Here is a 23,761-nt window from a genome sequence, read left to right as displayed (position 1 = left end):
CTTACTTATGGAAATTGACGACAAGTGGATAGCCGGCAAAAAGTATCTGGATATGAGTGAATACCTTCAGTGGCAAGAAGAGCAAAAACAAATCAATGATCAAAGCAATATTGCGTATATCAGATAAGCTTATTGATAACTGAGGAATTTACACACTAATCTGGACTTGATCCAAAAACGTTTTAACAGATATCACCTCCTTTTATATATATATATTCCCCTCGCCGGAGGGGAATTTTCTTTAGGCGAGAAGAAGCCCGCCGAGGGCGGCCAAGGCAATAACGGGAATTGGGTGGAGACGCCCTTTGATCAATAAGAAAAGGGCACCCAGGAAGATCAGAATGGATTGATAATCGATCAACGCAGCACTGCCCAGACGCCAGAGGGCGATGCCGATTAAACCAATGATCGCGGGTTTTACGCCGGTAAAAAACCCTTTCGTCCAGGGCGAATCCCCCAGGTTCTCGAAATTCCGGGCGATGAGCAGAATGATCAGGAAAGAAGGAAGGACTACGCCCAGAGTGGCAAAGGTGGAACCCCAAAAACCAGCCATCCGGAACCCGACAAAAGTAGCGGTATTGACGGCAATCGGACCGGGTGTCATTTCGGCAATGGCGATCATCTCGAGAAATTCCTTCTGGGTTAACCAACCGTGTTGATGAATCACCGCCTCCTGAATCAAAGGAAGCATGGCGTAGCCGCCACCAAAGGTGAAAGCGCCGATCTTGAAAAAGGTAAAAAAGAGGTCACCCAAGAGTCCCATGGTTGATATCACCTACTTAAAAAATAATATCTGTAATCCAATTATCTTTTTAATCTTCCGGTGCTTTCCGCTGTTTTTGGGAGCGAACGGAATAAAGGATTCCCGCTCCGGCGGCCATGAGCAGCGCGGGGATGGGCGGGATCTGCAAGAGGAGTTGCACCAGGAAGACGCCGAGGGCGACGGCATAGGCGAAGGAGTTGGTCAGGATCTTACGGCCTAATTTATAAATGGCATGGCCGATTAAAGCGACGACCGCCGGCCGGATCCCGTAAAAAACCCGTTCCACCACCGGGTGGCCGGCAAAACGGGGCAGATAAACGGCGATCGTCAGGATGATTAAGAAAGAAGGAAGCACGACGCCCAGTGTAGCCGCGACGGCGCCGAGGACGCCGACGGTCCGGTAACCGACAAAAGTGGCGGTATTAATCGCCACCGGTCCCGGCGTCATTTCGGCGATGGCCAGGATCGTGGTAAACTCCTCCGTGTCGAGCCATTGGTGTTCCTCGAGGATCTCCCTTTGGATCAGGGGGAGCATGGCGTAACCGCCGCCGATGGTAAAGGCGCCGATCTTGAAGAAGGTGAGGAAAAGGCGGAAAAGGGAGGTTTTTTTCTTCAACGTTTTGCACCGTCCTTTACGAGAGTGAAAAAAGAACCTGGGGTGAGCCCAGGTTCTTTTGTTCCTTTAATTACCAGCCAAAGTGGGTTTTGATCCGGGCGACGACCGCGTCCGGGGTAAAGCCGAAGAGTTTTTGCAGGTCGCCCGCCGGGGCGCTGGCTCCAAAGCGGTCTAGGGAGATCACCAGGCCGGAAGGGCCGGTCAGTTGGTACCAACCACTGCCAACGCCGGCTTCGATCGTAACCCGCGGGAGATCGGTGCCTAGAACACGCTTGATGTAGTCCGGATCCTGGGCCAAGAAGACTTCGCGGCAAGGCATGGAGACCACCCGGGCTTTTTTTCCTTCGGCCGCCAATTTTTCCGCAGCGGCGAGGGCCAGGGCGACTTCACTCCCGGTGGCGATGATTACAAGGTCGGCATTGCCTTCCGGTTCGCGGAGGACGTAACCGCCCCGTTTAAACCCGTCCCAATTGGTCCCGGTAAGGGTGGGCACGTTTTGTCTGGTCAAGAGCAGGGCAGTCGGTCCATCGGTCCGTTGGAGGGCGGACAACCAGGCCCAGGCCGTTTCATTGGCGTCGGCCGGGCGGATGGTGTGAAGGCCGGGGATGACCCGTAGTGCCTCGGCGTGTTCAATCGGCTGGTGGGTGGGTCCGTCTTCGCCCACGTAGAAAGAGTCATGGGTGAAGACGAAAATGACCGGCTGTTTCATGAGGGCGGCCAAACGGATGGTCGGACGCATATAATCGGAGAAGACAAAGAAGGTCGAACCGTAAACCCGGAAACCACCGTGCAGTGCCATCCCGTTCAAGATGGCCCCCATTCCGTGTTCGCGGACGCCAAAACGGAGGTTCTTGCCGCTGAAGTCATCAGCGCTGACATCACCAGCTCCGTTGATATATGTTTTGGTGGAAGGAGCCAGGTCCGCTGAGCCGCCGACCAGTTCGGGCAGTTTGGCTGCCAAAGCGTTTAATACCTTACCACCGATTTCACGGGTGGCAAAGGAGGTTCCGGCTTCGTACTTGGGCAGGGCCGACTCCAGATCGGCGGGAAGCTCTTTCCGCATGATCCGGTCCCAGTCCGCTTTTAAATCGGGATAGGCTGCGGCCCAGGCTTCAAAGCGGCGCTCCCAATCCTGACGGCATTTGAGCCATTCGTTCCGTTTTTCTTGGAAGAAAGCCTGTACTTCGGTGGGAACGTAAAATTCTTCTTCGGGCAGCCCCAGGTTCTTTTTGAGGGCGGCTACGTTCTCTTTGCCCAAGGGCGCACCATGCACATGAGGATTGCCGGCAAGGGGACTGGCGTGACCAATTTCGGTTCTGGCCACGATCAAGCTCGGGCGGTTCCGATCGGCTTTGGCCTCGGCAATGGCCTTGCGGATCTCTTCCGGATTGTGGCCGTCGATGCTCAGAACCTGCCAGCCGTAGGCGGCAAAGCGTTTTGCCACATCCTCTTTGAAGGCCAGATCCGTCGAGCCTTCGATTGTGATCTCGTTATCATCATAAAAGACGATCAGTTTACCCAGTTTCAAGTCGCCGGCTAAGGAGCAGGCCTCGGACGACACGCCCTCCATCAAACAGCCGTCGCCGGCGATCACATAGGTATAATGGTCTATGATCTCATGCCCGGGCCGGTTATACCGGGCGGCTAGCATTCTTTCGGCTAAGGCCATCCCCACGGCGTTGGCGATACCTTGACCCAGGGGACCAGTGGTGGTTTCGATGCCGGGAACTTCCCAGTATTCGGGGTGACCGGGGGTTTTGGAGTTTAATTGGCGGAAACGCTTCAGTTCTTCCATCGGCAGTGGATAGCCGGTTAAATGTAACAGGCTATAGAGGAGAGCAGAACCATGTCCGGCGGAGAGAACGAAACGGTCCCGGTCCGGCCATTCCGGGCAGGTCGGATCATGCTTTAAGGCTTCGGCGTAGAGGACAGCCGCCAGATCTGCTGCCCCCAGTGGCATGCCAGGGTGGCCGGAATTAGCTTTTTCGACCATATCTGCGGCTAAACCTCGAATCGTGTTAGCGATGGTTGTAATCATGGCTAAACTCCTTTCCTATTTTTTTGATAAGAACCCAAAAATATTATTTCTTCTCTGTCCGGTGATAATCCTTTCCGAAATGATGTTACGAAATTAAAAAGTACATGTAACCCGATCTTCAGACGGGATTAACCCCAGATGGTGGGTTAATGTTTTCAGGTCCGGCGGTAGCGGCGCGCGAAACTTGACCCGCCGCTGGTGACGGGGGTGAATAAAACTGAGGCTGACCGCATGGAGCGCCGGACGGGAAAAGTGCGGGTCGGGGTGTCCGTAGAGGGCATCACCCCATAACGGGGCACCCATATGTGCAAAGTGCACCCGGATCTGATGGGTGCGCCCGGTGATTAACTTGACCAGATGAAGGGCGGCTTGCTCCGACTGCTTAAGTGTCCGGAAACGGGTACAGGCGGGTTGGCCGTCGGGGGCGATGTACCGTTTAATCCCGGTGGCACCTTTTTTGATCGGGGCAGTAATCAAACCGTGGGTGGCCGGGAGAAAACCGGCGGTGACGGCCAGGTATAGCCGGTTGATCGAATTATTTTGCAACTGTAAAGAGAGCTGCTGGTGGGACCAGGGATTTTTGGCGATCAAAAGCAAGCCCGAGGTGGACTGGTCTAAACGGTGCACCGCATGGAAGGCTGCGGCGGACCCGGTTTTTTGCCAGTGGTATGTTAAGGCATTGGCTAAAGTTCCGCTCCGGTGAAAGCGCACGGGATGGACCAGCATCCCGGCAGGTTTATTCACCACGATCAGATCGGGATCTTCATAGGTGATCTCCACGTCGATCTTTTCCGGCATGAGCTTCTGGGGGGGTGGGGGCGGAAACCGGACGAGCAAGTTCTCGCCACCCCGGAGCCGGGTTTTCGCATAGACGGGAACGCCGTTTAAGATCAGCCCATTACATTTTTTGAGGGCAATAATTTGCCGGCGGGAGAAGGAAAACTCCTGGCGCAGGATGGATTCGATGGTCCGTCCCCGCCAGGCCGGGAGAATTCTGATCTGCAGGGGGGGGGAGTTGGGACATGAACGACCTCCTACTCACAAGTAATCGCCTTTATTATAACATAGTCATGGGCGCTTGTTACTTGTACTTTCCGCCCGGGGACAAATAGTGATCGCCCCGAATATGCTAGATTGAAAGCTGTTCAAGCCACTGTTGTCATCATTGGAAAGAGCAGGAGATAGCTTTTTGACCAGGAACTTGGTTTCTGCATTAAGGAGGGAGAAGTATGTACGTAGACCAGATCTTCCCGGACCAGGAAATCTACGACCAAACGGCAATGCACCCGGTTCCCTCTTGTCCCGGTGCTACTTACACCGTCGTCCCGGGGGACACCTTGTTTCAGATCGCCCAGCGTTTTGGCGTTACTTTAGAGGCGCTGCTGGCGGTCAACCCGCAAATTGTCAACCCGGATCTGATCTTTCCGGGGCAAGTAATTTGTTTACCGCCGATGACGCAACCGTCGCCGCCATGTCCGACCGGTTTGACTTATATGGTGACCCCTGGGGAGACGCTTTTTGACATTGCCCAACGGTTGGGGGTGAGCGTGGAGGAACTTTTATTCCTGAACCCGCAGATCACCGACCCCAATCAGCTCCAACCCGGAGAATTGCTCTGCATTCCAATGCCCATGCCACAGCCGTGTCCTCCATCGATGCCCATGCCGCAACCGTGCCCCCCGCCGCCGCCGATGCCGTGTCCGCCCTGTCCGCCGTGGGAAGGTCATTTCCATCCTGTTCCGGAAAGGCCGGAGTTTAGCCCGGTGCCCTGCCCGCCGCGGGAGAAAGAACGCTACCCGAGTGTGGCCACCGGGACACCGTTACCGGAGCCCTATTACCCGGGGGCCTTTGTTTACGCCAGTCCCCAGGTACCGTGGGAAGAGTGTCCCTATCGCCCGCGCCGCCGCCGACGGCTCTGCCGGAGAAGGAGAAGGTTATTTTAAAAGAAAGGAGGCAAAGCCTCCTTTCTGCAGTCCTGGCTCTTTGCGGCGGACTGTTTTTTATTTTTTGCCGTTTTTGCCGTTTGCCCGTGCCGGGCTCACCTTCCCGGCCCTGACAAAACCCGCGCTGGATGCACCCGATCTTAAGGGGCCAGTGTTTGGACCGGTCCGGAGAGGACTATAGTAGCCTCCAAAACCTCGGTTCCGGCCAAAGCACGACTTCTGGCATCCGGTTGGCGTCCCCCGACGTAGATCCGGACCGTACCCGGTTCCAGCCGGAAGGTGCCGGTCTCGTCGACCACCGCCAGCTGCCGCGGCTGTAGGACAAATTCCACGGTTTGTTTTGCTCCGGGGGCCAGGGACAAGCGTTTAAAGCCTTGCAGTTCAAAGTTGGGGGTGACCACCGTGGCGTCTAGGTGTTTAAGGTAAAGTTGGACCACTTCGTCGCCGGCCACCGGCCCCGTGTTTTCCACCTCCACCGTGACCCTGACGGACTGGTCTTGGCCGATCACAAAACTGGTCTTGTCAATGGCGAGCTGGCGATAGGCGAAGGTCGTATAACTCAGACCGTAACCGAAGGGGTACAAAGGTTCGTCTTGCATGTAACGGTAGGTGCGGCCCATCATCCGGTAATCGGTAAAGGGCGGGAGCTGGTCAAGGGACTTCACGAAAGTCACCGGTAACCGCCCGCCGGGGTTATAGTCACCGAAGATCACCTCGGCGAGGGCGGTTCCGCCTTCCTCGCCGGGATACCAGGCCTCAATAATGGCCGGAATCTTTTCCTGGGCCCAATTGATGGCGACCGGGCTCTCGTTGAAAAGGACTAACACCACGGGTTTATTCAAGGCGGCCACCGCCTTGAGCAGTTCTTCCTGCATGCCGGGTAGGTCCAGGCTGGTCCGGTCGCCGCCGCCGTCGGAGTTGGCGACGGCCCCCTCCTCGCCCTCCAGTTTCGGCGAGAGCCCCAAACAGAGGATGGCTACCTCCGCCCGTTCCGCGGCAGCCAACGCCTCGGCAAACCCGCTGGTGGGCGCTTCGCCCCAAGAATCGGGTGTCCTGGTCGCCAGGTCGCAGCCGGGCGCATATAAAACTTGTACGTCCGGGCCGACGCGGGCCCTGATCCCGGCGAGAGGGGTAACATACTGGGCCGGGACCCCGTAGTAATTGCCGAGGAGAATATCTTTATTGTCAGCGTTCGGCCCGATCACCGCGATCCTTTTGATTTTTCCCGGGTCCAAGGGGAGGAGATTGTCTTCATTTTTCAAGAGGACTATTGATTCGCGGGCCGCCTGCAAAGCCAACCGCCGGTGTTCGGGAGAAGCATTGACCTCGTAAGGAATGTTGGCATAGGGGACAAGTTCCGGCGGGTCGAACATACCCAGTTTAAACCGGGTCTTGAAGAGTCGCCGCAGCGCCTGGTCGATTGTTTTTTCGCTTACCAACCCCTGCGCGACGGCTTTTTGCAGGGAAGCAAAGACCCGCCCACAATTGAGATCACACCCGTTGTTGACCGCTTCGACCTTCGCCTCCATGACGGCGTCACGGAAGGCGGGGAGATACGTCTCCCGGAGGTCCTTGGCCCCGACTACGGCGTTAAACTCGTGCCGCAAGGTCTCCGGCCCGCTGTGGACCGCAAAATGTTTGGCACAGGCCGCCACCTTTAAGTATTTCGGATGGTCCCCCTGTAGACCGCGGATGAAAGCTACGCCCAAACGGCCGGTCAGGTAAGGATCTTCGCCGTAGGTCTCCTGGCCCCGTCCCCACCGGGGATCGCGGAAAATATTAATGTTCGGCGACCAAAAGGTTAACCCCTTATAAATCCCCCGGTCTTCTTTTTTCGCAAACTCATGGTGTTTGGCCCGGGCTTCATCGGCAATGACGGAGGCCACTTGGTACAATAACTCCTGGTTGAAAGAGGCGGCCAGGCCGATGGCCTGGGGAAAGACCGTGGCCACACCGGCGCGGGCGACCCCGTGCAAGCATTCATTCCACCAGTTATACTCCGGAATGCCCACCCTGGGAAGGGCGGAGGAGAAGTACAGCATCTGGCTGATCTTTTCCTCCAAAGTCAACCGGGCGATGAGATCGTCGACACGTTCGTCCAAGCTCCGGCTGGGGTCTTTGTAAACCGGCAATGCTTCATCTTGCTTTGTCATCTTCATAAGCCTCCTTGTGTGCATAATACGATTTGGATTCGATTGGCGCTAAGGTGTCAAATAAGGACTATTTCACCGCGCCGGTTATCCTTTTAAAGCCCCTGCCAGGGTGCTCTGGATGATCCACCGGTGACCAATGATATACAAGATGACGGTGGGGGCGGCGGCAATAATGGTGGCGGCGGCATAACGCGGCATGTGGTCAACACCGTATTGGTTCATGAACTGGGCGATTCGTAGCTGCATTGTGTAGTTCTGTGCGCTGTTGATCATGATCAAACTTAACAGGTAATCGCTCCAGGCCCCCATGAAAACAAGCAGGGTGGCCAGGACCGTTGCCGGTTTGGCAAGGGGTAACATGATCCGGAGAAAGATGTTGGTATGGCCGGCGCCGTCAATCCGCGCGGCCTCGGCCAGTTCATTTGGCAGACGCATGAAAAAGGAGCGGTAAATGATGGTCCAGAAGGGAATCCCAAAAGCGGTCATCGGCAAGAACAACCCGGGAAGGGTGTCGGTGATATTCAATAAGCCACATAACTGATAAAGCGGGATCAGAACCATCTGGACCGGGACAAAATAACCGGCGAGGATGAAGTAGAAGATTACTTCCGTCACTTTACTCCGGTACCGTGCAAAGATGTATCCGGCCATGGCCGCCGCGGGGACCGTACAGACAATGGCGCCCAAACAGACAAAAATGGTATTTAAAAGCCCTTGGCCGATCTGGATGGCGCGCCACGCTTCAATAAAGTTGGTCCAGCGGATCTCCGTCGGCCAACTCCAGGGGTGGTAGTTGTACTCGAGACGCGTTTTGAAGACGAACATAAAAGGAAGGAGCAGAGGCAAGATGACGGCCAAAGCCAATAAGACAAGGAAGAGGGTGATCAGGAACGCCGTCAATTTTGACCGGACGGAAACGGCTTTTCTCACCGGAGCGGAAGGGACAGGCTGATTTCTCATAACACATCACGATCCTTTCGCTGGAGGGAAAATTGGAGGATGGTAAAGAACAGTGAGAGTAGGAAGATGATCACCCCGATCGCGGCCGCCCGGCCATACTGCCAGTTCACAAAGCCGTTTTTATACAGGACAATGCCTAGGGTGGAGGTGGCATAACCCGGTCCGCCCGTCGTCATCAGCCAAGGCAGGTCAAAAAGTTTCATACTGCCGACGATACACAAAATGGAGACGATCCGCAGGGCATAGGAGGTCATGGGGATCACAATATACCACGCGTACTGCCAGGGCGTCGCGCCGTCCAACTCGGCGCTCTCCCGAATATCCTGGGGAATCTGTTCAATGTTGGCCATCAGATAGATAATATAAAACCCGCAGTAGGCCCAGGTTGCGATCGCAAAGATCGACCAGAAGGCCAGATTGGGATTGCCCAAAAAATCAATCCGGGCCAGCCACTGCCAGTTAAACTTGTTGGCCAGTGAAGGGATGACCCCATGGCGGGGGGCAAAGACGAAACGACCGAGCATGGCGGTGATCGCCGACGGGAGCACGTTTGCCAAGTAATAGATGACCCGCAACGGTTTGGTGATCTTATTTTTAAAGATGGATAAACTGAAGGCGATAAAAAAGGCAAGGGGAATCTGGATCACCACACTCCAGAAAGCCCACTGGAGGACGTTTTTTAACCCCATCAGAAATTCTTCGTTTTGAAAAAGACGGATATAATTCTGGAGACCAATGAAGACGGCCGGGCCGAGACCGGTCGAACGGGTCATCGAGAGCCGAAAGGTTTCCTCGATCGGATAATACATAAATACAACCAGGAACAACACCGCCGGGGCAAGGAGGACGATCTTAAAGATCAGAACATTCCAGTCCAGCGGCTTCTTTTTTTTGCTGCGCCCAGGTATTATTGAATAAGCTTTGGCGTTTTCGGGCACCAAAAACACCTCCAAAACTAAGATAAACCATCTCTAACTGGGAAATTAGCGCACCGCCACGAAACGGAACCGGCCGGCCTCGCGGGGCGAGCGGAGATCACGCACCAGTAACCGGTGCAATTAGGTGCAATTAGCAAGAAGGCAAGCGGGGGCGAAGACCTTCCGACCCCCGCTCGCCTTTTTCCCGTCCTTATTGGACCGGACCAATGGTCTCTTCAACCAACAGTTCGTAGTTGGTTAAGAGCCGTTTCACGTCGGTGTTGGGCAGTAAGAATTGCTGCAGGGTATCGGTGAGCGGTGAAGTGATCGTGGGCGGGAGATCCTGATCCCACCAGAACTGGATCGCCTCCGCTTTGGTAAAGGCGGCGGAAGCCATCTCGGTCAGCCGGTTCGGGGCCTTGACCCCCGGGACGGAACAGATCCGGCCAAGCTCCGCCGAGCAGGCCTCGACACTCATGGCGTATTTCAAGAAACGGACGACGGCTTCTTTGTTTTCGGCGGCTACCCGGGTGGCGGCGAACCCAATATCGGTCTGACCCATAAAATCAGTGGCTTTGCCCTTGCCCCCTTCTAAGATGGGGAAGGGATAGAAGCCGATCTTCTGGTCGGTAAAGTCGGGATCGGCGTATTGGGCGCACATCCAGGAACCGGTTACGTGCATGGCCGCTTTGCCGGTCGCCATCAGTTGTTGCGCATCGCCATAGGCCTCACCCAGCGGGGTCGGGCCGAAGTAGCCTCTTTTCGCCCATTCTTGATACAACTGGGCGGCTTTCACCATGGGTTCCGCGTCAAAGCGGGCTTTTCTGGCCTGCGCGTTGGCGAAGGCTTCCATCCCGCCGTAGCGGTTGACAAAGTACATGTACATGGCCAGGACCGGCCATTTATCACGCGCCCCGACGGCAAACGGTTGGATACCATTTGCCAAAAGCGTGTCGGCGACTTTTTCCATCTCCGCGATGGTAGTGGGGACTTTCAGGTTGTACTTGGCAAAGATGTCCTCGTTCACGAACACGCCGGCAATGGCAAAGAAGGGGGCCACCCCGTAGATCTTACCTTTCCAGGTCATAGCCTGCCGGGCGGCGGGACTGCACGGAATATCTTTCAATTCTTCCGTCAAATCAAGCAGCCGGCCGGCATCGGCATAACCGCCCATCACCGAGCCGCCTCAGCTTTGGAAGATATGGGGCAGGTCGCGGTTATTCGCCATGGCCACTTTGGTCTTATCCATCAGGCCCGGATCCCCTAAAGCCAGGTATTCCAGGTCAATATCGGGGTTTTTGGCCCGAAAACCATTGATCAACGCTTTGATGTAAGCGTGGGCCGGGTCATCATCGGGGAGATCCCGCCCCCAAACTACCAGTTTAACTTTGCTGGCGGAGGTACCGTAAACATTCCCACCAGCATGACAGTGATGAGCAGCAGCGCCAGGAAGGGCGCCCTTTTCCTCCTTTGCAACCTCTTCTTCCCGTGGGCCGAAGCGTTTCACAAACGTTTGTGATAATCTCGAAAAATTTATACGGAGTGGCGAACAATTAATTCAAAGGGAAGACAAAGGTTTATTCCGTTTTTTATCTCACCATTGAGGATTTGGGTTAAAATCTCCATGGATTTTATTCCCATTTCGTAACGGGGTTGCCGGATGGTGGTCAGTGGGGGGTTGGTAAACGCGGAAAACTCCAAGTCGTCGAAGCCAACTAAAGCAATATCCTTCGGTACGGCAAAACCCGCTTCATGGATTGCTTGCAAGGCACCGTAAGCCATACTGTCGTTGCCCGCAAAAACCCCGGTGCAATCGGGTAGTACCCGCAGGATCTCCTGCATTGCCCGGTAACCGTCTTCACAAAGGTAGTTCGCAGGAAAGACCCAACGTTCCGGTGCCGAAACACCCGCTTCCTTCAAGGCCTCCTTGTAGCCGGCCAGGCGTTCGAGGGTCACTTGGTTTTGCATGTTCCCGGCGATATGGGCGATGATTTTATGTCCTTTTTCGAGCAAGAGCTTGGTGGCACAGTAGGCGGCTTTTTTGTTGTCAATCCAGATACAATTGACCTGTTCGTTCTGGAGATTGCGTTCAATCAGGACAAAGGGGATCTTTTTCTCCAGTAAAATTCCGGTGAAACTGGTGTCTTGCCGGTTGCTGCCGACAATGACCAACCCGTCCACGTTTTCGGTGACGATCATTTTTTGTAAAACATTTGTTTTTCCTATGTTGTCATAGGAGTTGGAAAACAATAAGGTGTATCCGGTCTGACTGGCCACGTACTCCATGCCTTTGATGATCTGGGCGTAGAAGGGTTCCGAGATGTCCGCCATCATGACACCAATCATGCCGGATTTGCGGGTCACCAGACGACGGGCGGCCGCATTTGGGTAATAGTTCATATCGCGGGCAATGGCTTTGATCAACTGTTTCGTGCTTTCTTTGACGCCGTATTTGTTGTTTAAAGCCCGTGACACCACACTGGGGCTGACTCCGGCGCGGCGGGCGATGTCTTTAATCGTTACCATGAAGAACCTCCGTTAATAATAGTGCGTCTGTACTCCTTTGGTTTTGGGATGAACGTTTCTTCCGCCAAAAGTAGGCAAAAAGCTTTTACACTCACCATATGTTAGTGATGAGTAAATTATAACTTTATTTTAACAACTTCCTTAGCGAGTTTTGAAAAGAATTTTCAAAAGTTCAATTTTAATCTTCGCGCTCGATCCATTTTTTCCTGCCGATAGCAAAAAAATATTTATTTTTTCTTTTCGGCAGCCAAAGAAACCGGTTTGGCGCCAAAAGCAGCCCGGTGAAAGAGAAAAAATGGTTAAAAAACAAATTGACGTGGTTAATTAAATATAGTAATATTAAACCATATTAATAAATATTATAAGGTTGTGTTGAGACGAATGGATATTGAGTTATTGGACCTTACGATCAAGCTGTTTGCCCTGGCTTTACAAAAGGTGGTCTATGAACCACTGGTCCAGGACGGGGAGTGTCTAACCCAAGTTCAGGAGAACTGTCTGCGTTTTATCTATTTCCACCAGACACCGATGGTGAAAGATGTTGCCGAAGGGTTGCAAATCAGTAACGCCGCGGTGACCAAGCTGATCGACCGGTTGGAGAAGAAAGGCCTGGTACGCAGGGAGTATTCCCGCACTGACCGGCGGCAGATCCTTTTATCCCTCACCCCCGCCGGGGTTCGCCTATTGGAAAACGCCCGGCGGCAATCGCTCCAGCGCCTTCAGGCGATTGTTGAGCGTCTTGCCCCGGAAAGTTTGGCCGCTTTTGAGCAGAGCCTACATGATTTTTTAGAGGCGACCCTAATCGACAACGAGACACTGGATCAGATCTGTCTCCGGTGCGGCCTGGCCCATCTGAACGAGTGTCCTGGAAACTTGATCTGCCGGGAATTAACCGGACGTGATCGGGTTCCAAATTAAATAAAAAATCAACTGAAAAGGAGGACCAATGATGAAAAAGTGGCAATGTGGCGTTTGCGGGTACATCCATGATGGGGAGCAAGCTCCCGCGGCTTGCCCGAAATGCGGGGCGGCGATGGAGAAGTTTACCGAGGTTCCGGTGGAGAAAAGTGAGTTGATCGACCGGTCCCGGAAGACCAACCAGATTTATATGGAACTCTCGGCCTTATTGGAACAGGTGAAAGAGCTCTCCGAGATTGGCCGGGACGATGAGTTGGATCCGGCCTGTGTTGCCCTCTTCAAAAAGGCCATCGGTTATACGGTTGAATTGCAGCAAGCGATCAAGGCGGAGCTGGCCACCCATATGGGGAAAGGGAAATGGGGTTAAGCAAAAAGAGCGCCAAGCTTCCTTATTAGAAGATAAACAAAACCCGCCGGATGGCGGGTTTTGTCATTAGTTTAATTCATTTATTTTACGGTTTTACGGTTTACCCCAGGAAGAGCTGGCAAAGGTAGACCGCCAGGGAAGCACAGAGGGCAACGGTCATCAAACTCTTTTCGTAGAAGGCAAGGAGGAGGGCCACGCCGAAGCCGGCTAGCGCCGAGGTTGTGTCCCCGGTGGCGCTGAGAATGGCGGGGAAGGTCATTGCCCCCAAGACGGCATAGGGGACATAGTAAAGGAAGGATTGGATAAAGGGTGATTTGATCTTTTGGCGCAGGAAAACCAAGGGGGTCACCCGCGGCAGGTAAGAGACCAACGCCATTAAAAAGACAGCCAATAAGGTACGGCCCATTATTGAACCTCCTTCCTTGGGAAATAATGCGCGCCGTAGAGACAAGCAATGACGGTGGCGACCATGATCCGCCATCCAGACGAGAGCAGCCGTAACCCGGGCAGCCAGGTAAGGGCGACCGTGAGCCCGACCGCCACCCCGACGACCCGGCGGATGGCGGGGGATTTTTTGGCCGGGGGCAGCACTAACGCGATGAACATGGCGTACAACGTAATGCCCAAGGCGTTTTGGAGATTGGCGGGCAGCAGCGTACAGACGATTCCTCCGAGGAGGGTTCCGGTGCCCCAACCGGTATAGGGACCAATGATTAAGCCTGCCATGTAAGGGAAGGTGATCTCGGTGCGTTCGAGGGAAGCGACGGTGAAGGTCTCGTCGGTAATCCCGAAGGCCAGGAGGCACCTTTCTCTTAAGGTCAGACCGGGGGCCAGCTTTTGTCCGAGGGACAGGGACATCAACAGATAACGGAGGTTGATGACCAAAGTGGTCAGGGTAATCTCGAGGAGCGAGGCCCCCGCGAGGATCAGGTTGGTCCCGGCGTACTGACCGGCCGAGGTCAGGTTGGTGAGGGAAATAAGGGTGGCCACCCAGGCCGGAAGACCGCCCTTCACGGCCAGCAGGCCGAAGGCAAAGGAGACCGGGAGATAACCCAGGGCGATGGGCAGCCCGTGGCGGAGGCCGAGGCTAAACTCCTGCCTCGACCGGCTTTTTGATGGAGTTGGGTGCGGGGAAGTCAATAATGGGCTTGGCAAGTTTCGTCCCTACCTTTGTCCGATTTTCCTAACTGGCGGGATTTAACATTGAGTTTTACCGCCATTTATGATAATATATTATCCCTGGAACCAACCGGACCGGGTAACCGCGGGCGCAAGGACGAAAGGTTGCGCCTGAGGAAAGTCCGAGCTCCATAGGGCAGGGTGCTGGATAACGTCCAGTGAGGGTGACCTCAAGGAAAGTGCCACAGAAAAGGAAACGCCGACTGGATACAGCAATGCTGGTCCAGGGCAAAGCTGAAAAGGTGCGGTAAGAGCGCACCAGCGGTTAAGTGATTAACCGGCTTGGTAAACCCCACCCGGAGCAAGACCGAATAGGAGGGGGCGTCTGCCCGGCAGACGCAAGAATGGCCCGTTCTTCCCTCGGGTACGGTCGCATGAGGCGGCAGGTAACTGTCGTCCCAGATAAATGGTTACCGCCGACTGCCTCCGCAGTCGGTACAGAACTCGGCTTATAGGTCCGGTTGGTAACAGTAGAAAAGAAGCTATCCCCGTGGATAGCTTCTTTTTTTGATCCGTCGGCAATATACGAAGTCCGCGGTGACGACATAGCGGTTTGGTATATACTTCCCTTTTCGTTTAAACCTGGTCGACCAGACCCAGGGCGTTGTTAACCGGGAGCGAGAAACAGATCCCGCGACCGGTTGTGTTCAACCCGGCATCGTGGGTGATTTTCTCCATGATCTGGGCTTTCTTCGCTCGGGGGGCCAGGATTAGAATGACATCTTTTTCCGGTTGGATCGTAATGCCAAGAAACTTTTCCGCTTCCTTCGAACCCAATCCCAAGCCGTGGAGCAGCGTTCCGCCGGTGGCACCGGCTGCTTTGGCCGCGGTCATCACCAGATCGGAATGGCCACGGTTCACAATGGTGACTATTAAAGCATAAGGCTCTTTTAACTCCATGCTCTGTTCCTCACTTCCCATCTCTGTATTATCCTTATCGATTTCTTGGCAGATTTTCCATAGGATACTGCTGGAACTGTCCAAAGGAATGGTAAAGGCAATGCCCGTTCCAACCTGATGCAGATCGATCTGCTCGCGGAGGCGCGCGAGAATTTGCCGGGTCATGCCGATACTCTGGATGCTGATGGCAATTAGTTTCTTTGGACTACCAAAGCCGAGGAGCTCGTAGATCTCCGAATTGGCGGATCCGTACCCGTGGCTTAGGAGATAAAAGGGCACTTCATCCCGCCTATATAACTTTTTCAACTGGTTCCCCAGACTATAATCGACAATGGTAATTAATGCTTCCAAGCAACGCTCCACTTTTGCTACCATTTATTAGTACCCCCTGTTTACCTCTCCAAAGCTAAGCAGCATCTGCTCCTTGCGGTTTGCCCGATGGCGCCCGCCTTTTCATTTGCATATTATTGCTCTGGAAAGTTGTCCTCTTTATCATATATAATAATCGAATCTTCGGCAACCGGAATTGTAATTTGTTTCTCAGCCCGATTGGCTTTGATCCGATAAGCCAAGCCAAAGCACTGGATAGTGAGTACCGGAGTCAACGCAACCAGCGCCACGATGCCAAAGGCATCAGTGAAGATGTTGCCCCCGCTCGTTTCACAGGCCCCAATCGCCAACGGGAGGAGAAAAGTGGCGGCCAAAGGTCCCGAGGCCACAGCACCCGAGTCGAAAGCAATCGCCGTAAAAAGGGGCGGAACAATCAGTGACAAGAGCAACGCCATCGTGTACCCGGGGATTACGATATAAAGCAAGGAAGTTTCGGTCAAGATCCGGAACATGGCCAGCCCGACCGAGAAAGCCACCCCGATGGACAGACCAAGGCCCATGCTCCGGCCGGAGATCGCGCCGTCGGTGATGTCTTCAACCTGTTCTTTTAAGACGAAAACCGCCGGTTCCGCGGCCACGACAAAATAACCGGTGGCCAGGCCGATCAGGATTAAGGCCCAGGGCGGCGTATTCGTAATGAGGGCCCCCCCCAGTTGGTACCCGGCGGGCATGAAACCCACATTTACACTGGTAAGGAAAAGAACAAGACCGGCGTAAGTATAGATGGTGCCGATGAGAATCTTCAATAATGTTCTTTTCCGGAGACGAAGGGAGACTACTTGAAAGACGATAAAGAGTAAAAGAATCGGGAGGAGGGCAAGGGCCACCTGCCCTATAAACTCGGGGAAATTAGCCAGAAAAAGTTGGAAGATATCACCCAGCGAAAGCAGTTCGGGAATAGCCAGGACGCTTCCGCCCGACGGTTCAAAAAAGAGGCCCAGGAGGAGCATCGTGAGAATGGGCCCGATCAAACAGAAGGCGACCAGACCAAAACTATCCTCTTCCGAAGTTTTATCACCCCGGACTGAAGCCAGGCCAAGCCCCAAGGCCATAACAAAGGGGACCATAATCGGGCCGGTGGTTACGGCTCCCGACTCCCAAGCGACGGAAAGAAAGTTTTTGCTGGTAAATCCGGATACGATAAAGGCCAGTATATAGCAGACAGCAAGGATTGAAGAGAGCCGGACCTGAAACAGGATGCGGAGAAAAGCACCGACCAGCGCAAGCCCGACACCGGCGGAAACAGCCAGGATAATGACGGAATCAGGGATCCCGCTGACTTGCCGGGCCAAAACGTGCAGGTCCGGTTCGGCGATGCTGATAAAGGTGCCGATCACAAAGGTCAAGGCCACGATCAGTTTTAAATTTCTACTTTTCACCAATCCCGAGCCGATATGTTCGCCAATGGGCATTAAAGAAACATCGACCCCGAGGTTAAACAGGGTGATGCCAAGAATCATCATCAGGGCGCTCAGCAGAAAAAGAACCACGCTATAAAAGGGCATTGGTGCGACGGTAAGCGCCAATACTAGAACAATAACAATGATCGGAAGGACAGTTAAAAAGGATTCTTTGAATTTTGCCCAGAGCAGTTTTTTCATTCCCCTACCGCCTCCAACTTCGTTCTTCTAAATAACAGGCAAAAATCGGTGTCCACGACACAGATTGTCCATCCCAAATACGAATCGAAGATCGTAATAAGGTATAACATAATTATATATATCTTTGACCAGCCATTCTACCGATTTAAACTAATATTTAACCATATTTAAGAATATTTACGTATATTTTAGCAAAATGGCTTATTTAAGCGGATTATGCCCTAATATTTGGCTGTTGCTTGTAAATATAAAGCAACATTTTCCGGGACGTTTAAGTAGGTGAGCAAAAGGGTTCAGACGAAAGTCGCAGTGAAGGAGAGGCGCAGGTGGACGGTGGGGGTGGGGGGAGAGGCTATTTATGCGCGGCGGCGGTTTACCACCGAACCGCCGCGGCTGCCCAAGACAATCCGCCCCCAAAGCCAATCAAGAAAAGATAATCCCCTTTTTTAAAGCGCTTTTCAGCCCAAGCCTCCTTGAGGGCCAGGCCGATGGAGGCGGCTGAGGTGTTCCCGTACTTGGCGATGTTGGAGATCATTCGTTCCTCCGGAATGCCCTTATTCCGGGCGACGGCTTCTAAAATTCTGCTGTTGGCCTGGTGGGGAATGACGAAATAGCGGTCATTATCCGTGAGGCCCAACCGGTCTTTCAAGCGGTCGATCAGATTACCCATTTTTTCCACGGCGAACTTAAAGACGTTACGCCCGTCTTGGCGGAAATAAAACTCGTCGTTCAGGCCGCCCATGACCACCAAATCGGCTCCGCTCGGGTCGGCGCCCAGTTCAACGGCGAGGATCTCATGTTCGGGCTCCTCCGCGCTGAGCAGGAGGGCCGCCCCCGCATCACCGAAGAGGACACAGGTGGTACGGTCTTTGTAGTTGACGAAGCGGGAGAGTTTTTCCCCGGCGGCGATGAGGGTATGGTCGTAACCTCCGGTCTGCATTAAACTCCAGCCGACGGCCAAGGCGTAAACCAATCCGGAGCAGGCGGCATTCAAGTCAAAAGCGGCCAAGTTGGTGAGGTTCAACTTTTGGGCGACCAGACTGGCCTGGTTGGGCACGCACTTCTCGGCGGTGCTGGTGGCGGCGATGAGCAACTGAGGACGATAATGGTTGGGAACCTGGGCTAAACAATCGGCTACCGCTTTGGCCGCGAGGTCGGAGGCGTGCATGTCGTCGGGGGCAATCCGCCGCTCTTTGATCCCGGTCCGGGTTGTGATCCATTCATCGGACGTATCAACCATCTTCTCCAGGTCACTGTTGGTCAGCTTTTTTTCCGGCACATAAGTGCCGACCGCGACAAGCCCTATTTTCCTCATTTTCGTTCCCTTCTTTTCGCTGTTATTTTTATGGAATTATTAGAACCAAGTATTAATAATTACTACTAATTATAATCGATCCTGTACTTTGGGGCAAGTTTTTTTCGGGAAATAATTGCGAAAAGATGAACGACAAACGAGGTTAGACGATCCGGAACTGCTCCAGATCAAGCACCCCTTGTTGTTTTGTCACGGTTTCGGTGGTCAGGCGGTGGTTTTTGCCACTGGCCAAAATTTTAACGGTAACCGCCGTGTCCCACGGATGATCGCTGTAACGGCTGGTGATGTGGGCGAGATTGCGCAGGTCATCGGCGGTGGGGTTGCCCAAACCCAGCGTTAAAGGACCGGGCGCGCCCAAAGCCTTGAAAAGATAAAGGCCTTCGGTACGACGTTTTTGGTAAAAGTGAGCGAAGAGAGTCCGGTTTTCCCGTTGGTTACGACCGACGATTCCTTTAAAATGCGGACTTAGGCGAAAGTGGCGGCCGATCCGCAGGAGACGGAGGCCGTCGATGGTCAGGTGCCCGTCGGCTCTAATCAGATCCTTTACTTTACGGCCATACTCCACATTGGTGAGGAGACAACCCCCGGCGGGGGATTCATACTCCAAACCGTATTTGGCGGCCAGTTCCAGTTGGATTTTGCGTTGCCGTCCTTGGATCGACGGACAGTGGTCCAGCGAAATCCAGCCTTTTTCCTCCGGAATCGTGGGGGGGAGAAGCCGGGCGGAGAGGGGACGTACGATCAGACCGGCCAGCCCGGTTTCGGCGTCGATTTTGGGAAAAGCCCCCCGGTACTGGGATTTGGGCCGTTGGCCGACGACTTCGCCGGTGACTAAAAAAGAGGCACCCAACTCCTTCATCATCTCCCCGGCTTTGCGGAGGAAGAAGATATGACAGTCCAAGCAAGGGTTGGCTGCCTTGCCGTAACCATGTTTCGGGTTTTCCAAAATCCGGAGGTACTCATCGTCCAGGCGGACAACGTGCAGCTTTACCCCCAGTTGCGCAAGGAGTTTTTGCAGGTGGGCAATGCGTTTTTCTTCCTCGGCGGGGGCGAGAAAAGGTTGGATGAAATTCACCGCCTCCACTTCCACCCCGGCTTCTTGGATCAATTTAATCGCGAGCAAACTGTCGAGCCCACCCGAAAAAAGGGCCAGTGCCTTCAACAAGGATCGCCTCCTTCGTCTATTTTTCGTAATTTATTGCTAGGAGCGAATATTAACTATTCCTGGTTTGCCCCCTTTTTCCTGCTGCCGCCGGCGGTCGGCTTCATCCCGATTTAATAAATTTATAAAATGATTACAATCTGATTACTTCTTGTTTCCGGTGTTGATTTCGATAGAAAAAAATGATAATCTTATTTCAACGTCAGGCCTGATGACATAATATTACTTTTGAATTATTATGAATGAGGGTTGGTATGTAAGTTGGAAAAAAGTTTAAGGGAACAAATAACTGAAATCAGCGAATCTTTATGCCGAAAGGGTTACCGGCTAACTCCGCAACGCGAGGCCGTGCTTAAAATTCTCCTCGAAAACCCCAATCAGCATCTGGCGGCGGAAGATATTTATGCGATGGTACGGAAGTCCCACCCGGAGATCGGGATGGCCACCGTCTACCGTACCCTGGAACTTTTAAGTAAAGAAAAGATTATCAACCAACTCAGTTTAGATGAAGGAAATTGCCGTTACGAGTTGGAAAGTCAAGCCCGGTACCACCAATTAGTCTGTCTTAAATGCGGGAAAATTACCGAGTTTAATGACCAACTGCTCGCCGAAATGGAGGAGAGGCTCGCTGCCGAAAATAAGTTCCAGATCGTTGGCTATCTGTTGAAGTTTTACGGTTATTGCGGGCAGTGTGCCTCGGCGGAAGGATGAAACCATACTTACCGAAGGGATATAACCAGAAGATTTTACGGGCAATCCGCGAGTTTGACCTGATCGAACCCGGCGACCGGATTTTAATCGGCTTTTCCGGGGGCAAAGACAGTGCGTTGTTGGTTTGGGCGCTGGGTTTAATGGCGCAGCACCGGATTATCGAGGCGGAAGTGGCGGCGCTCACCCTTGATCTCGGGCTTGAACCGCACCTTAACCCCGAACCTTTAGCAGAGCTCTGTGCGAAGGTGGGGGTGGAGTTTCATTACCTCCCCACCGGGATCGGTCCGGCGGTTTTGGCGACCGAAAACCCCTGTGCCACCTGCTCTTTTCTGCGGAACGGGCGGCTGAACCGGTTTGCCGGCAAGCACAAGTTCAATAAAGTTGCCCTGGCCCACCACCACGATGATGCGGTGGAGACCTTATTGATGAGCATGCTGTATTCGGGGCAGATCCGTACTTTTCTCCCCAAAACCTACCTTGACCGGACCCGGATCACGGTGATCCGTCCTTTGGTCTATCTCCGGGAGGAGGAGATCAGAGCGGCGCGGGAATTTATTCCTTACCAACCGGTGGCGCGGAGTTGTCCTTATGACGGGTATACCTACCGGCAAAAAGTGAAGGATCTGATTGCCGCCTTAAATAAGGAAAACCCTTTGGTTTACGCCAACTTGAGCAAAGCGATGCGGGGCGGACGGCCCATAACGCTGTGGCCGGCACCGAAAAAGCGGTGAGGCTTCGGTTAAGTGACGGCGTGACTTCGGCCAATCAGTGATGATGGCTCGGTTAATGAGTGATGAAGATTCGGTCAACAAGAATCGAAGGTTCTTGACAGGCGACCTTGATCATACCTATAATCGTAACAAAGATTCGGTTCGGGCGACCATGTTATGGCGCAAACTTGCCCACCGAAGAAAATAGATCAACTCCAAGAGTATAACAACCAGGCGAAGAACGGGAGAGTAGTTTGGAACGGGAAGGACAGAGAGGGGAGACCGCCGGCTGGAAGTTTCCCTCCGGAACGCCAGACGAAATGCACCCGGGAGCCTTGGGGCCGAAAGGTAAGTAGGCCCTAACGGGAACGCCCGTTACAGCGTAGCGATGAGTGGGACCGCCGGTTCGGTCCAACCAGAGTGGAACCGCGAAGTAGTACTTCGTCTCTGTTGAGAGACGAATTTTTTTTCCTTCGAAGAGGAGGTGGAGCGATGTTTACCTATCTTCGCGAGAGCATTAAAGCCATCTTTGAGCGGGATCCGGCTGCCCGCAGTGTATTGGAAGTGATCCTCTGTTATCCCGGTTTCCATGCCCTGTTGGCCTACCGGATCGCCCACTGGTTTTATCGGCATAAATTATTCCTCATTGCCCGGCTCATTTCCCAGATCGCCCGTTTTTTCACCGGGATCGAAATCCATCCTGGGGCCAAGATTGGCAAAGGCCTCTTTATCGACCACGGGATGGGAGTCGTGATCGGGGAAACAACGGAGATTGGTGACAACGTCACAATTTACCAGGGGGTAACCCTGGGGGGGACGGGGAAGGAAAAGGGAAAACGCCACCCGACCATCGGGAATAACGTGATTATTGCGGCTGGGGCCAAGGTTTTAGGCTCGATTACGGTGGGGGACAACGCCAAAATCGGGGCGGGGGCGGTGGTCATCAAGCCGGTTCCCCCCAATTCGACGGTGGTCGGGGTCCCCGGCCGGGTGGTGGTCCAGGACGGGGTCCGGGTCGGTCCCCCCGATCTGGAACACGGGAAACTACCCGATCCGATGCTGGCTTTTTGCGAAGAAACGCAGAAACGGCTTGCACAATTAGAAGCAAAGCTTGGGCTCAAAGGAGGTCTGCAGGATGGCAATCATGGTCTATAATACCATGACCAAGCGGAAGGAAGAGTTTGTCCCGCGCGAACCGGGGAAAGTAAGTATATATGTCTGCGGCGTAACGCCATATAATTACGCCCATATTGGGAATGCCCGGCCGCCGGTGGTCTGGGATTGCATCCGGCGTTTTCTGCGCTACCGGGGGTATGAAGTGATCCTGGTCCAAAACTTTACCGACGTGGATGATAAAATTATCCAACACGGGCACCTGACCGGCGAAGATCCCTTGGCCTTGGCAGCCCGCTTTGCCCAAATATACCTCGAGGATATGGCGGCGTTGGGGGTGGAACCGGCGACCTATTATCCGAAGGTCTCGGGGCATATTCCCGAGATCATCACGATGGTGCAAGGGCTGATCGAAAAGGGATATGCCTACCAGCTCGACGGGGATGTCTATTTCTCCGTCGACGCCTTCCCGGAATACGGCAAGCTCTCGGCCCGCCCGTTGGATGAGATGTTGGTCGGGGCTCGCGTGGAAGCGGACGAGCGGAAGCGCAACCCGATGGATTTTGCCCTTTGGAAGGCGGCCAAGGAGGGGGAGCCGGCTTGGGATTCACCCTGGGGACCGGGCCGTCCCGGCTGGCATATTGAGTGCTCAGCCATGTCCCTGAAGTATTTGGGGAGCGGCTTTGATTTCCACGGCGGGGGAACGGATCTGGTCTTTCCCCACCATGAAAATGAGATTGCCCAGGCGGAAGCCTATTGCGGGACCAAGCCTTTCGTCCGTTACTGGCTCCACACCGCCTTTATCACGATGCGGGGCGATAAAATGTCCAAGTCCCTGGGGAACGTGGTGACCATCCGGGAGGCCTGCGCCCGTTTCTCCCCAAAAGTAATCCGCTTCTGGCTCCTGGGGACCCATTACCGTAACCCCCTAAGCTACGGTGAAGAAGAATTGACGGCCGCCGCCAATGGCCTGTCCCGTTTGGAAACGGCCCGGGAAAACTGGCGTCATCTGCTGTCCACGCCGGTCCAGTCGGGGGAGGACGAAGCTTCGCCGGCGGTGGCCGGTTTGGTCGCCCAGGTGCGGGAACGCTTTATTGCCGCGATGGAGGACGATTTTAACACCGCTTTTGCTTTGGGGATCCTCTATGAACTGGTGCGCGAGGTCAATAAATGGGCCTTCAGCGAAGACTTTGTCCTGACGGCCTCCTGCCAAAAGGTGCTTAAGGAAGCTTTATCCCTCTTGGAAGAGTTGGGCGGTGTTTTAGGGATCTGGTTTGCGGAAGAGCCGGCCGCCACCGGGCTCAGCGACGAGGAGATCAATGCCCTGGTGGAGCAGCGGCAAAAGGCCCGCCAAAACCGGGACTTTAAAACCGCCGACCAGATCCGGGACACCTTAAAGGCGGCGGGTATTGTGGTGGAGGACACACCCCATGGGGTCCGCTGGCGACGCGTATGATGTTGAAGCTGAGGCCACTTTGT

General features: G+C 54.0%; 23 protein-coding genes, 1 other RNA gene, 1 pseudogene and 1 other annotated feature. Of the genes and pseudogenes, 9 read left to right on the top strand and 16 right to left on the bottom strand.

Annotation, left to right across the window (positions count from 1 at the left end; translation table 11 throughout):
- Positions 1 to 127, top strand: a pseudogene (locus G5B42_RS02200) (IS256 family transposase); the annotation flags it as partial.
- Between the two features lie 114 nt (positions 128 to 241).
- On the opposite strand, the gene G5B42_RS02195 reads toward G5B42_RS02200, so the two are convergent.
- The 4 genes from G5B42_RS02195 to G5B42_RS02180 form a co-directional block, all read right to left on the bottom strand.
- Entirely contained in the window at positions 242 to 763 is a 522-nt protein-coding gene (locus tag G5B42_RS02195) for a chromate transporter (protein ID WP_181338809.1), read from the bottom strand.
- A 49-nt stretch (positions 764 to 812) separates the two neighbouring features.
- A complete protein-coding gene (locus G5B42_RS02190; protein WP_181338808.1) occupies positions 813 to 1,379 on the bottom strand; it encodes a chromate transporter in 567 nt (188 codons plus the stop codon).
- A 70-nt stretch (positions 1,380 to 1,449) separates the two neighbouring features.
- Positions 1,450 to 3,417, bottom strand: a complete 1,968-nt coding sequence (gene tkt, locus G5B42_RS02185) for a transketolase (RefSeq protein ID WP_181338807.1) — start codon at positions 3,415 to 3,417, stop codon at positions 1,450 to 1,452.
- Between the two features lie 93 nt (positions 3,418 to 3,510).
- Positions 3,511 to 4,410: an RluA family pseudouridine synthase gene (locus tag G5B42_RS02180; protein ID WP_331274017.1), complete on the bottom strand. Its 900-nt coding sequence runs from the start codon at positions 4,408 to 4,410 to the stop codon at positions 3,511 to 3,513.
- Between the two features lie 236 nt (positions 4,411 to 4,646).
- On the opposite strand from G5B42_RS02180, the gene G5B42_RS02175 reads away from it, so the two are divergent.
- Entirely contained in the window at positions 4,647 to 5,360 is a 714-nt protein-coding gene (locus G5B42_RS02175; protein WP_181338806.1) for a LysM peptidoglycan-binding domain-containing protein, read from the top strand.
- Between the two features lie 140 nt (positions 5,361 to 5,500).
- Here the strand turns inward: G5B42_RS02175 and G5B42_RS02170 are convergent, their stop codons facing one another.
- The 6 genes from G5B42_RS02170 to G5B42_RS02145 form a co-directional block, all read right to left on the bottom strand.
- Positions 5,501 to 7,519 (bottom strand): glycoside hydrolase family 3 C-terminal domain-containing protein, encoded by a 2,019-nt coding sequence (locus tag G5B42_RS02170; protein WP_181338805.1) that lies wholly within the window; start codon positions 7,517 to 7,519, stop codon positions 5,501 to 5,503.
- 78 nt (positions 7,520 to 7,597) lie between these two features.
- Positions 7,598 to 8,443, bottom strand: a complete 846-nt coding sequence (locus tag G5B42_RS11765; protein WP_331274016.1) for a carbohydrate ABC transporter permease — start codon at positions 8,441 to 8,443, stop codon at positions 7,598 to 7,600.
- Between the two features lie 26 nt (positions 8,444 to 8,469).
- On the bottom strand, positions 8,470 to 9,411 hold the full coding sequence (locus tag G5B42_RS02160) for a carbohydrate ABC transporter permease (protein ID WP_181338803.1): 942 nt from the start codon (positions 9,409 to 9,411) through the stop codon (positions 8,470 to 8,472).
- 190 nt (positions 9,412 to 9,601) lie between these two features.
- Complete coding sequence (locus G5B42_RS02155) at positions 9,602 to 10,564, bottom strand: ABC transporter substrate-binding protein (protein ID WP_231133164.1); 963 nt, start codon at positions 10,562 to 10,564, stop codon at positions 9,602 to 9,604.
- A 12-nt stretch (positions 10,565 to 10,576) separates the two neighbouring features.
- Positions 10,577 to 10,897, bottom strand: coding sequence for a hypothetical protein (locus G5B42_RS02150; RefSeq protein WP_181338801.1), 321 nt, complete (start codon positions 10,895 to 10,897; stop codon positions 10,577 to 10,579).
- Between the two features lie 26 nt (positions 10,898 to 10,923).
- On the bottom strand, positions 10,924 to 11,916 hold the full coding sequence (locus tag G5B42_RS02145; RefSeq protein ID WP_181338800.1) for a LacI family DNA-binding transcriptional regulator: 993 nt from the start codon (positions 11,914 to 11,916) through the stop codon (positions 10,924 to 10,926).
- Between the two features lie 381 nt (positions 11,917 to 12,297).
- On the opposite strand from G5B42_RS02145, the gene G5B42_RS02140 reads away from it, so the two are divergent.
- Together G5B42_RS02140 and G5B42_RS02135 are read left to right on the top strand one after the other, a co-directional pair.
- Positions 12,298 to 12,834: a MarR family winged helix-turn-helix transcriptional regulator gene (locus tag G5B42_RS02140; RefSeq protein ID WP_181338799.1), complete on the top strand. Its 537-nt coding sequence runs from the start codon at positions 12,298 to 12,300 to the stop codon at positions 12,832 to 12,834.
- Between the two features lie 31 nt (positions 12,835 to 12,865).
- Complete coding sequence (locus G5B42_RS02135; RefSeq protein ID WP_181338798.1) at positions 12,866 to 13,201, top strand: rubredoxin-like domain-containing protein; 336 nt, start codon at positions 12,866 to 12,868, stop codon at positions 13,199 to 13,201.
- A gap of 100 nt (positions 13,202 to 13,301) precedes the next feature.
- On the opposite strand, the gene G5B42_RS02130 is transcribed toward G5B42_RS02135, so the two are convergent.
- The gene (locus G5B42_RS02130) at positions 13,302 to 13,607 is read right to left on the bottom strand and encodes an AzlD domain-containing protein (protein ID WP_181338797.1); all 306 of its coding nucleotides are present in this window, start codon (positions 13,605 to 13,607) and stop codon (positions 13,302 to 13,304) included.
- Positions 13,607 to 14,341, bottom strand: coding sequence for an AzlC family ABC transporter permease (locus G5B42_RS02125; RefSeq protein WP_181338819.1), 735 nt, complete (start codon positions 14,339 to 14,341; stop codon positions 13,607 to 13,609). The genes G5B42_RS02130 and G5B42_RS02125 overlap by 1 nt, the downstream gene beginning before the upstream one ends.
- Before the next feature lie 106 nt (positions 14,342 to 14,447).
- On the opposite strand from G5B42_RS02125, the gene rnpB reads away from it, so the two are divergent.
- Positions 14,448 to 14,848, top strand: an RNA gene (gene rnpB, locus G5B42_RS02120) — RNase P RNA component class A.
- 108 nt (positions 14,849 to 14,956) lie between these two features.
- Here rnpB and G5B42_RS02115 read toward each other — a convergent pair.
- The 4 genes from G5B42_RS02115 to G5B42_RS02100 all read right to left on the bottom strand — a co-directional run bounded on the left by G5B42_RS02115 (position 14,957) and on the right by G5B42_RS02100 (position 19,748).
- Positions 14,957 to 15,655, bottom strand: a complete 699-nt coding sequence (locus G5B42_RS02115) for a P-II family nitrogen regulator (RefSeq protein ID WP_181338796.1) — start codon at positions 15,653 to 15,655, stop codon at positions 14,957 to 14,959.
- 89 nt (positions 15,656 to 15,744) lie between these two features.
- Positions 15,745 to 17,271: a DUF1538 domain-containing protein gene (locus tag G5B42_RS02110; RefSeq protein ID WP_181338795.1), complete on the bottom strand. Its 1,527-nt coding sequence runs from the start codon at positions 17,269 to 17,271 to the stop codon at positions 15,745 to 15,747.
- Positions 17,272 to 17,644: 373 nt separating this feature from the next.
- Positions 17,645 to 18,586: a 3-oxoacyl-ACP synthase III family protein gene (locus G5B42_RS02105; protein WP_181338794.1), complete on the bottom strand. Its 942-nt coding sequence runs from the start codon at positions 18,584 to 18,586 to the stop codon at positions 17,645 to 17,647.
- A 142-nt stretch (positions 18,587 to 18,728) separates the two neighbouring features.
- Positions 18,729 to 19,748, bottom strand: a complete 1,020-nt coding sequence (locus tag G5B42_RS02100) for a hypothetical protein (protein ID WP_181338793.1) — start codon at positions 19,746 to 19,748, stop codon at positions 18,729 to 18,731.
- A gap of 249 nt (positions 19,749 to 19,997) precedes the next feature.
- On the opposite strand from G5B42_RS02100, the gene G5B42_RS02095 reads away from it, so the two are divergent.
- From G5B42_RS02095 to cysS, 4 genes are all read left to right on the top strand, one after another.
- Entirely contained in the window at positions 19,998 to 20,459 is a 462-nt protein-coding gene (locus G5B42_RS02095; protein WP_407926894.1) for a Fur family transcriptional regulator, read from the top strand.
- On the top strand, positions 20,456 to 21,190 hold the full coding sequence (locus tag G5B42_RS02090) for a tRNA 2-thiocytidine biosynthesis TtcA family protein (RefSeq protein ID WP_181338792.1): 735 nt from the start codon (positions 20,456 to 20,458) through the stop codon (positions 21,188 to 21,190). Before G5B42_RS02095 ends, G5B42_RS02090 begins: the two co-directional genes overlap by 4 nt.
- 207 nt (positions 21,191 to 21,397) lie before the next feature.
- Positions 21,398 to 21,621: a binding site (T-box leader), on the top strand.
- 40 nt (positions 21,622 to 21,661) lie between these two features.
- A complete protein-coding gene (gene cysE / locus G5B42_RS02085) occupies positions 21,662 to 22,324 on the top strand; it encodes a serine O-acetyltransferase (RefSeq protein WP_181338791.1) in 663 nt (220 codons plus the stop codon).
- The gene (gene cysS / locus G5B42_RS02080; protein WP_181338790.1) at positions 22,305 to 23,738 is read left to right on the top strand and encodes a cysteine--tRNA ligase; all 1,434 of its coding nucleotides are present in this window, start codon (positions 22,305 to 22,307) and stop codon (positions 23,736 to 23,738) included. The genes cysE and cysS overlap by 20 nt, the downstream gene beginning before the upstream one ends.
- Positions 23,739 to 23,761 lie beyond the last annotated feature (23 nt).

The sequence above is a fragment of the Capillibacterium thermochitinicola genome (assembly GCF_013664685.1).
GTDB classification, from domain to species: domain Bacteria; phylum Bacillota; class UBA4882; order UBA10575; family UBA10575; genus Capillibacterium; species Capillibacterium thermochitinicola.
The sequence above is the reverse complement of the archived record's forward strand: the minus strand, read 5'-3'. Positions and strand labels throughout refer to the sequence as shown.

Bases quoted from the DNA above. Each gene is read 5' to 3' on its own strand.
- G5B42_RS02175 (WP_181338806.1), top strand. From the start codon at position 4,647: ATGTACGTAGACCAGATCTTCCCGGACCAGGAAATCTACGACCAAACG.
- G5B42_RS02145 (WP_181338800.1), bottom strand. From the start codon at position 11,916: ATGGTAACGATTAAAGACATCGCCCGCCGCGCCGGAGTCAGCCCCAGT.
- G5B42_RS02115 (WP_181338796.1), bottom strand. From the start codon at position 15,655: ATGGTAGCAAAAGTGGAGCGTTGCTTGGAAGCATTAATTACCATTGTC.
- G5B42_RS02140 (WP_181338799.1), top strand. From the start codon at position 12,298: ATGGATATTGAGTTATTGGACCTTACGATCAAGCTGTTTGCCCTGGCT.
- G5B42_RS02130 (WP_181338797.1), bottom strand. From the start codon at position 13,607: ATGGGCCGTACCTTATTGGCTGTCTTTTTAATGGCGTTGGTCTCTTAC.
- cysE (WP_181338791.1), top strand. From the start codon at position 21,662: ATGTTTACCTATCTTCGCGAGAGCATTAAAGCCATCTTTGAGCGGGAT.
- G5B42_RS02135 (WP_181338798.1), top strand. From the start codon at position 12,866: ATGAAAAAGTGGCAATGTGGCGTTTGCGGGTACATCCATGATGGGGAG.
- G5B42_RS02105 (WP_181338794.1), bottom strand. From the start codon at position 18,586: ATGAGGAAAATAGGGCTTGTCGCGGTCGGCACTTATGTGCCGGAAAAA.
- G5B42_RS02195 (WP_181338809.1), bottom strand. From the start codon at position 763: ATGGGACTCTTGGGTGACCTCTTTTTTACCTTTTTCAAGATCGGCGCT.
- G5B42_RS02155 (WP_231133164.1), bottom strand. From the start codon at position 10,564: ATGGGCGGTTATGCCGATGCCGGCCGGCTGCTTGATTTGACGGAAGAA.
- tkt (WP_181338807.1), bottom strand. From the start codon at position 3,417: ATGATTACAACCATCGCTAACACGATTCGAGGTTTAGCCGCAGATATG.
- G5B42_RS02170 (WP_181338805.1), bottom strand. From the start codon at position 7,519: ATGAAGATGACAAAGCAAGATGAAGCATTGCCGGTTTACAAAGACCCC.
- G5B42_RS02090 (WP_181338792.1), top strand. From the start codon at position 20,456: ATGAAACCATACTTACCGAAGGGATATAACCAGAAGATTTTACGGGCA.
- G5B42_RS02110 (WP_181338795.1), bottom strand. From the start codon at position 17,271: ATGAAAAAACTGCTCTGGGCAAAATTCAAAGAATCCTTTTTAACTGTC.
- cysS (WP_181338790.1), top strand. From the start codon at position 22,305: ATGGCAATCATGGTCTATAATACCATGACCAAGCGGAAGGAAGAGTTT.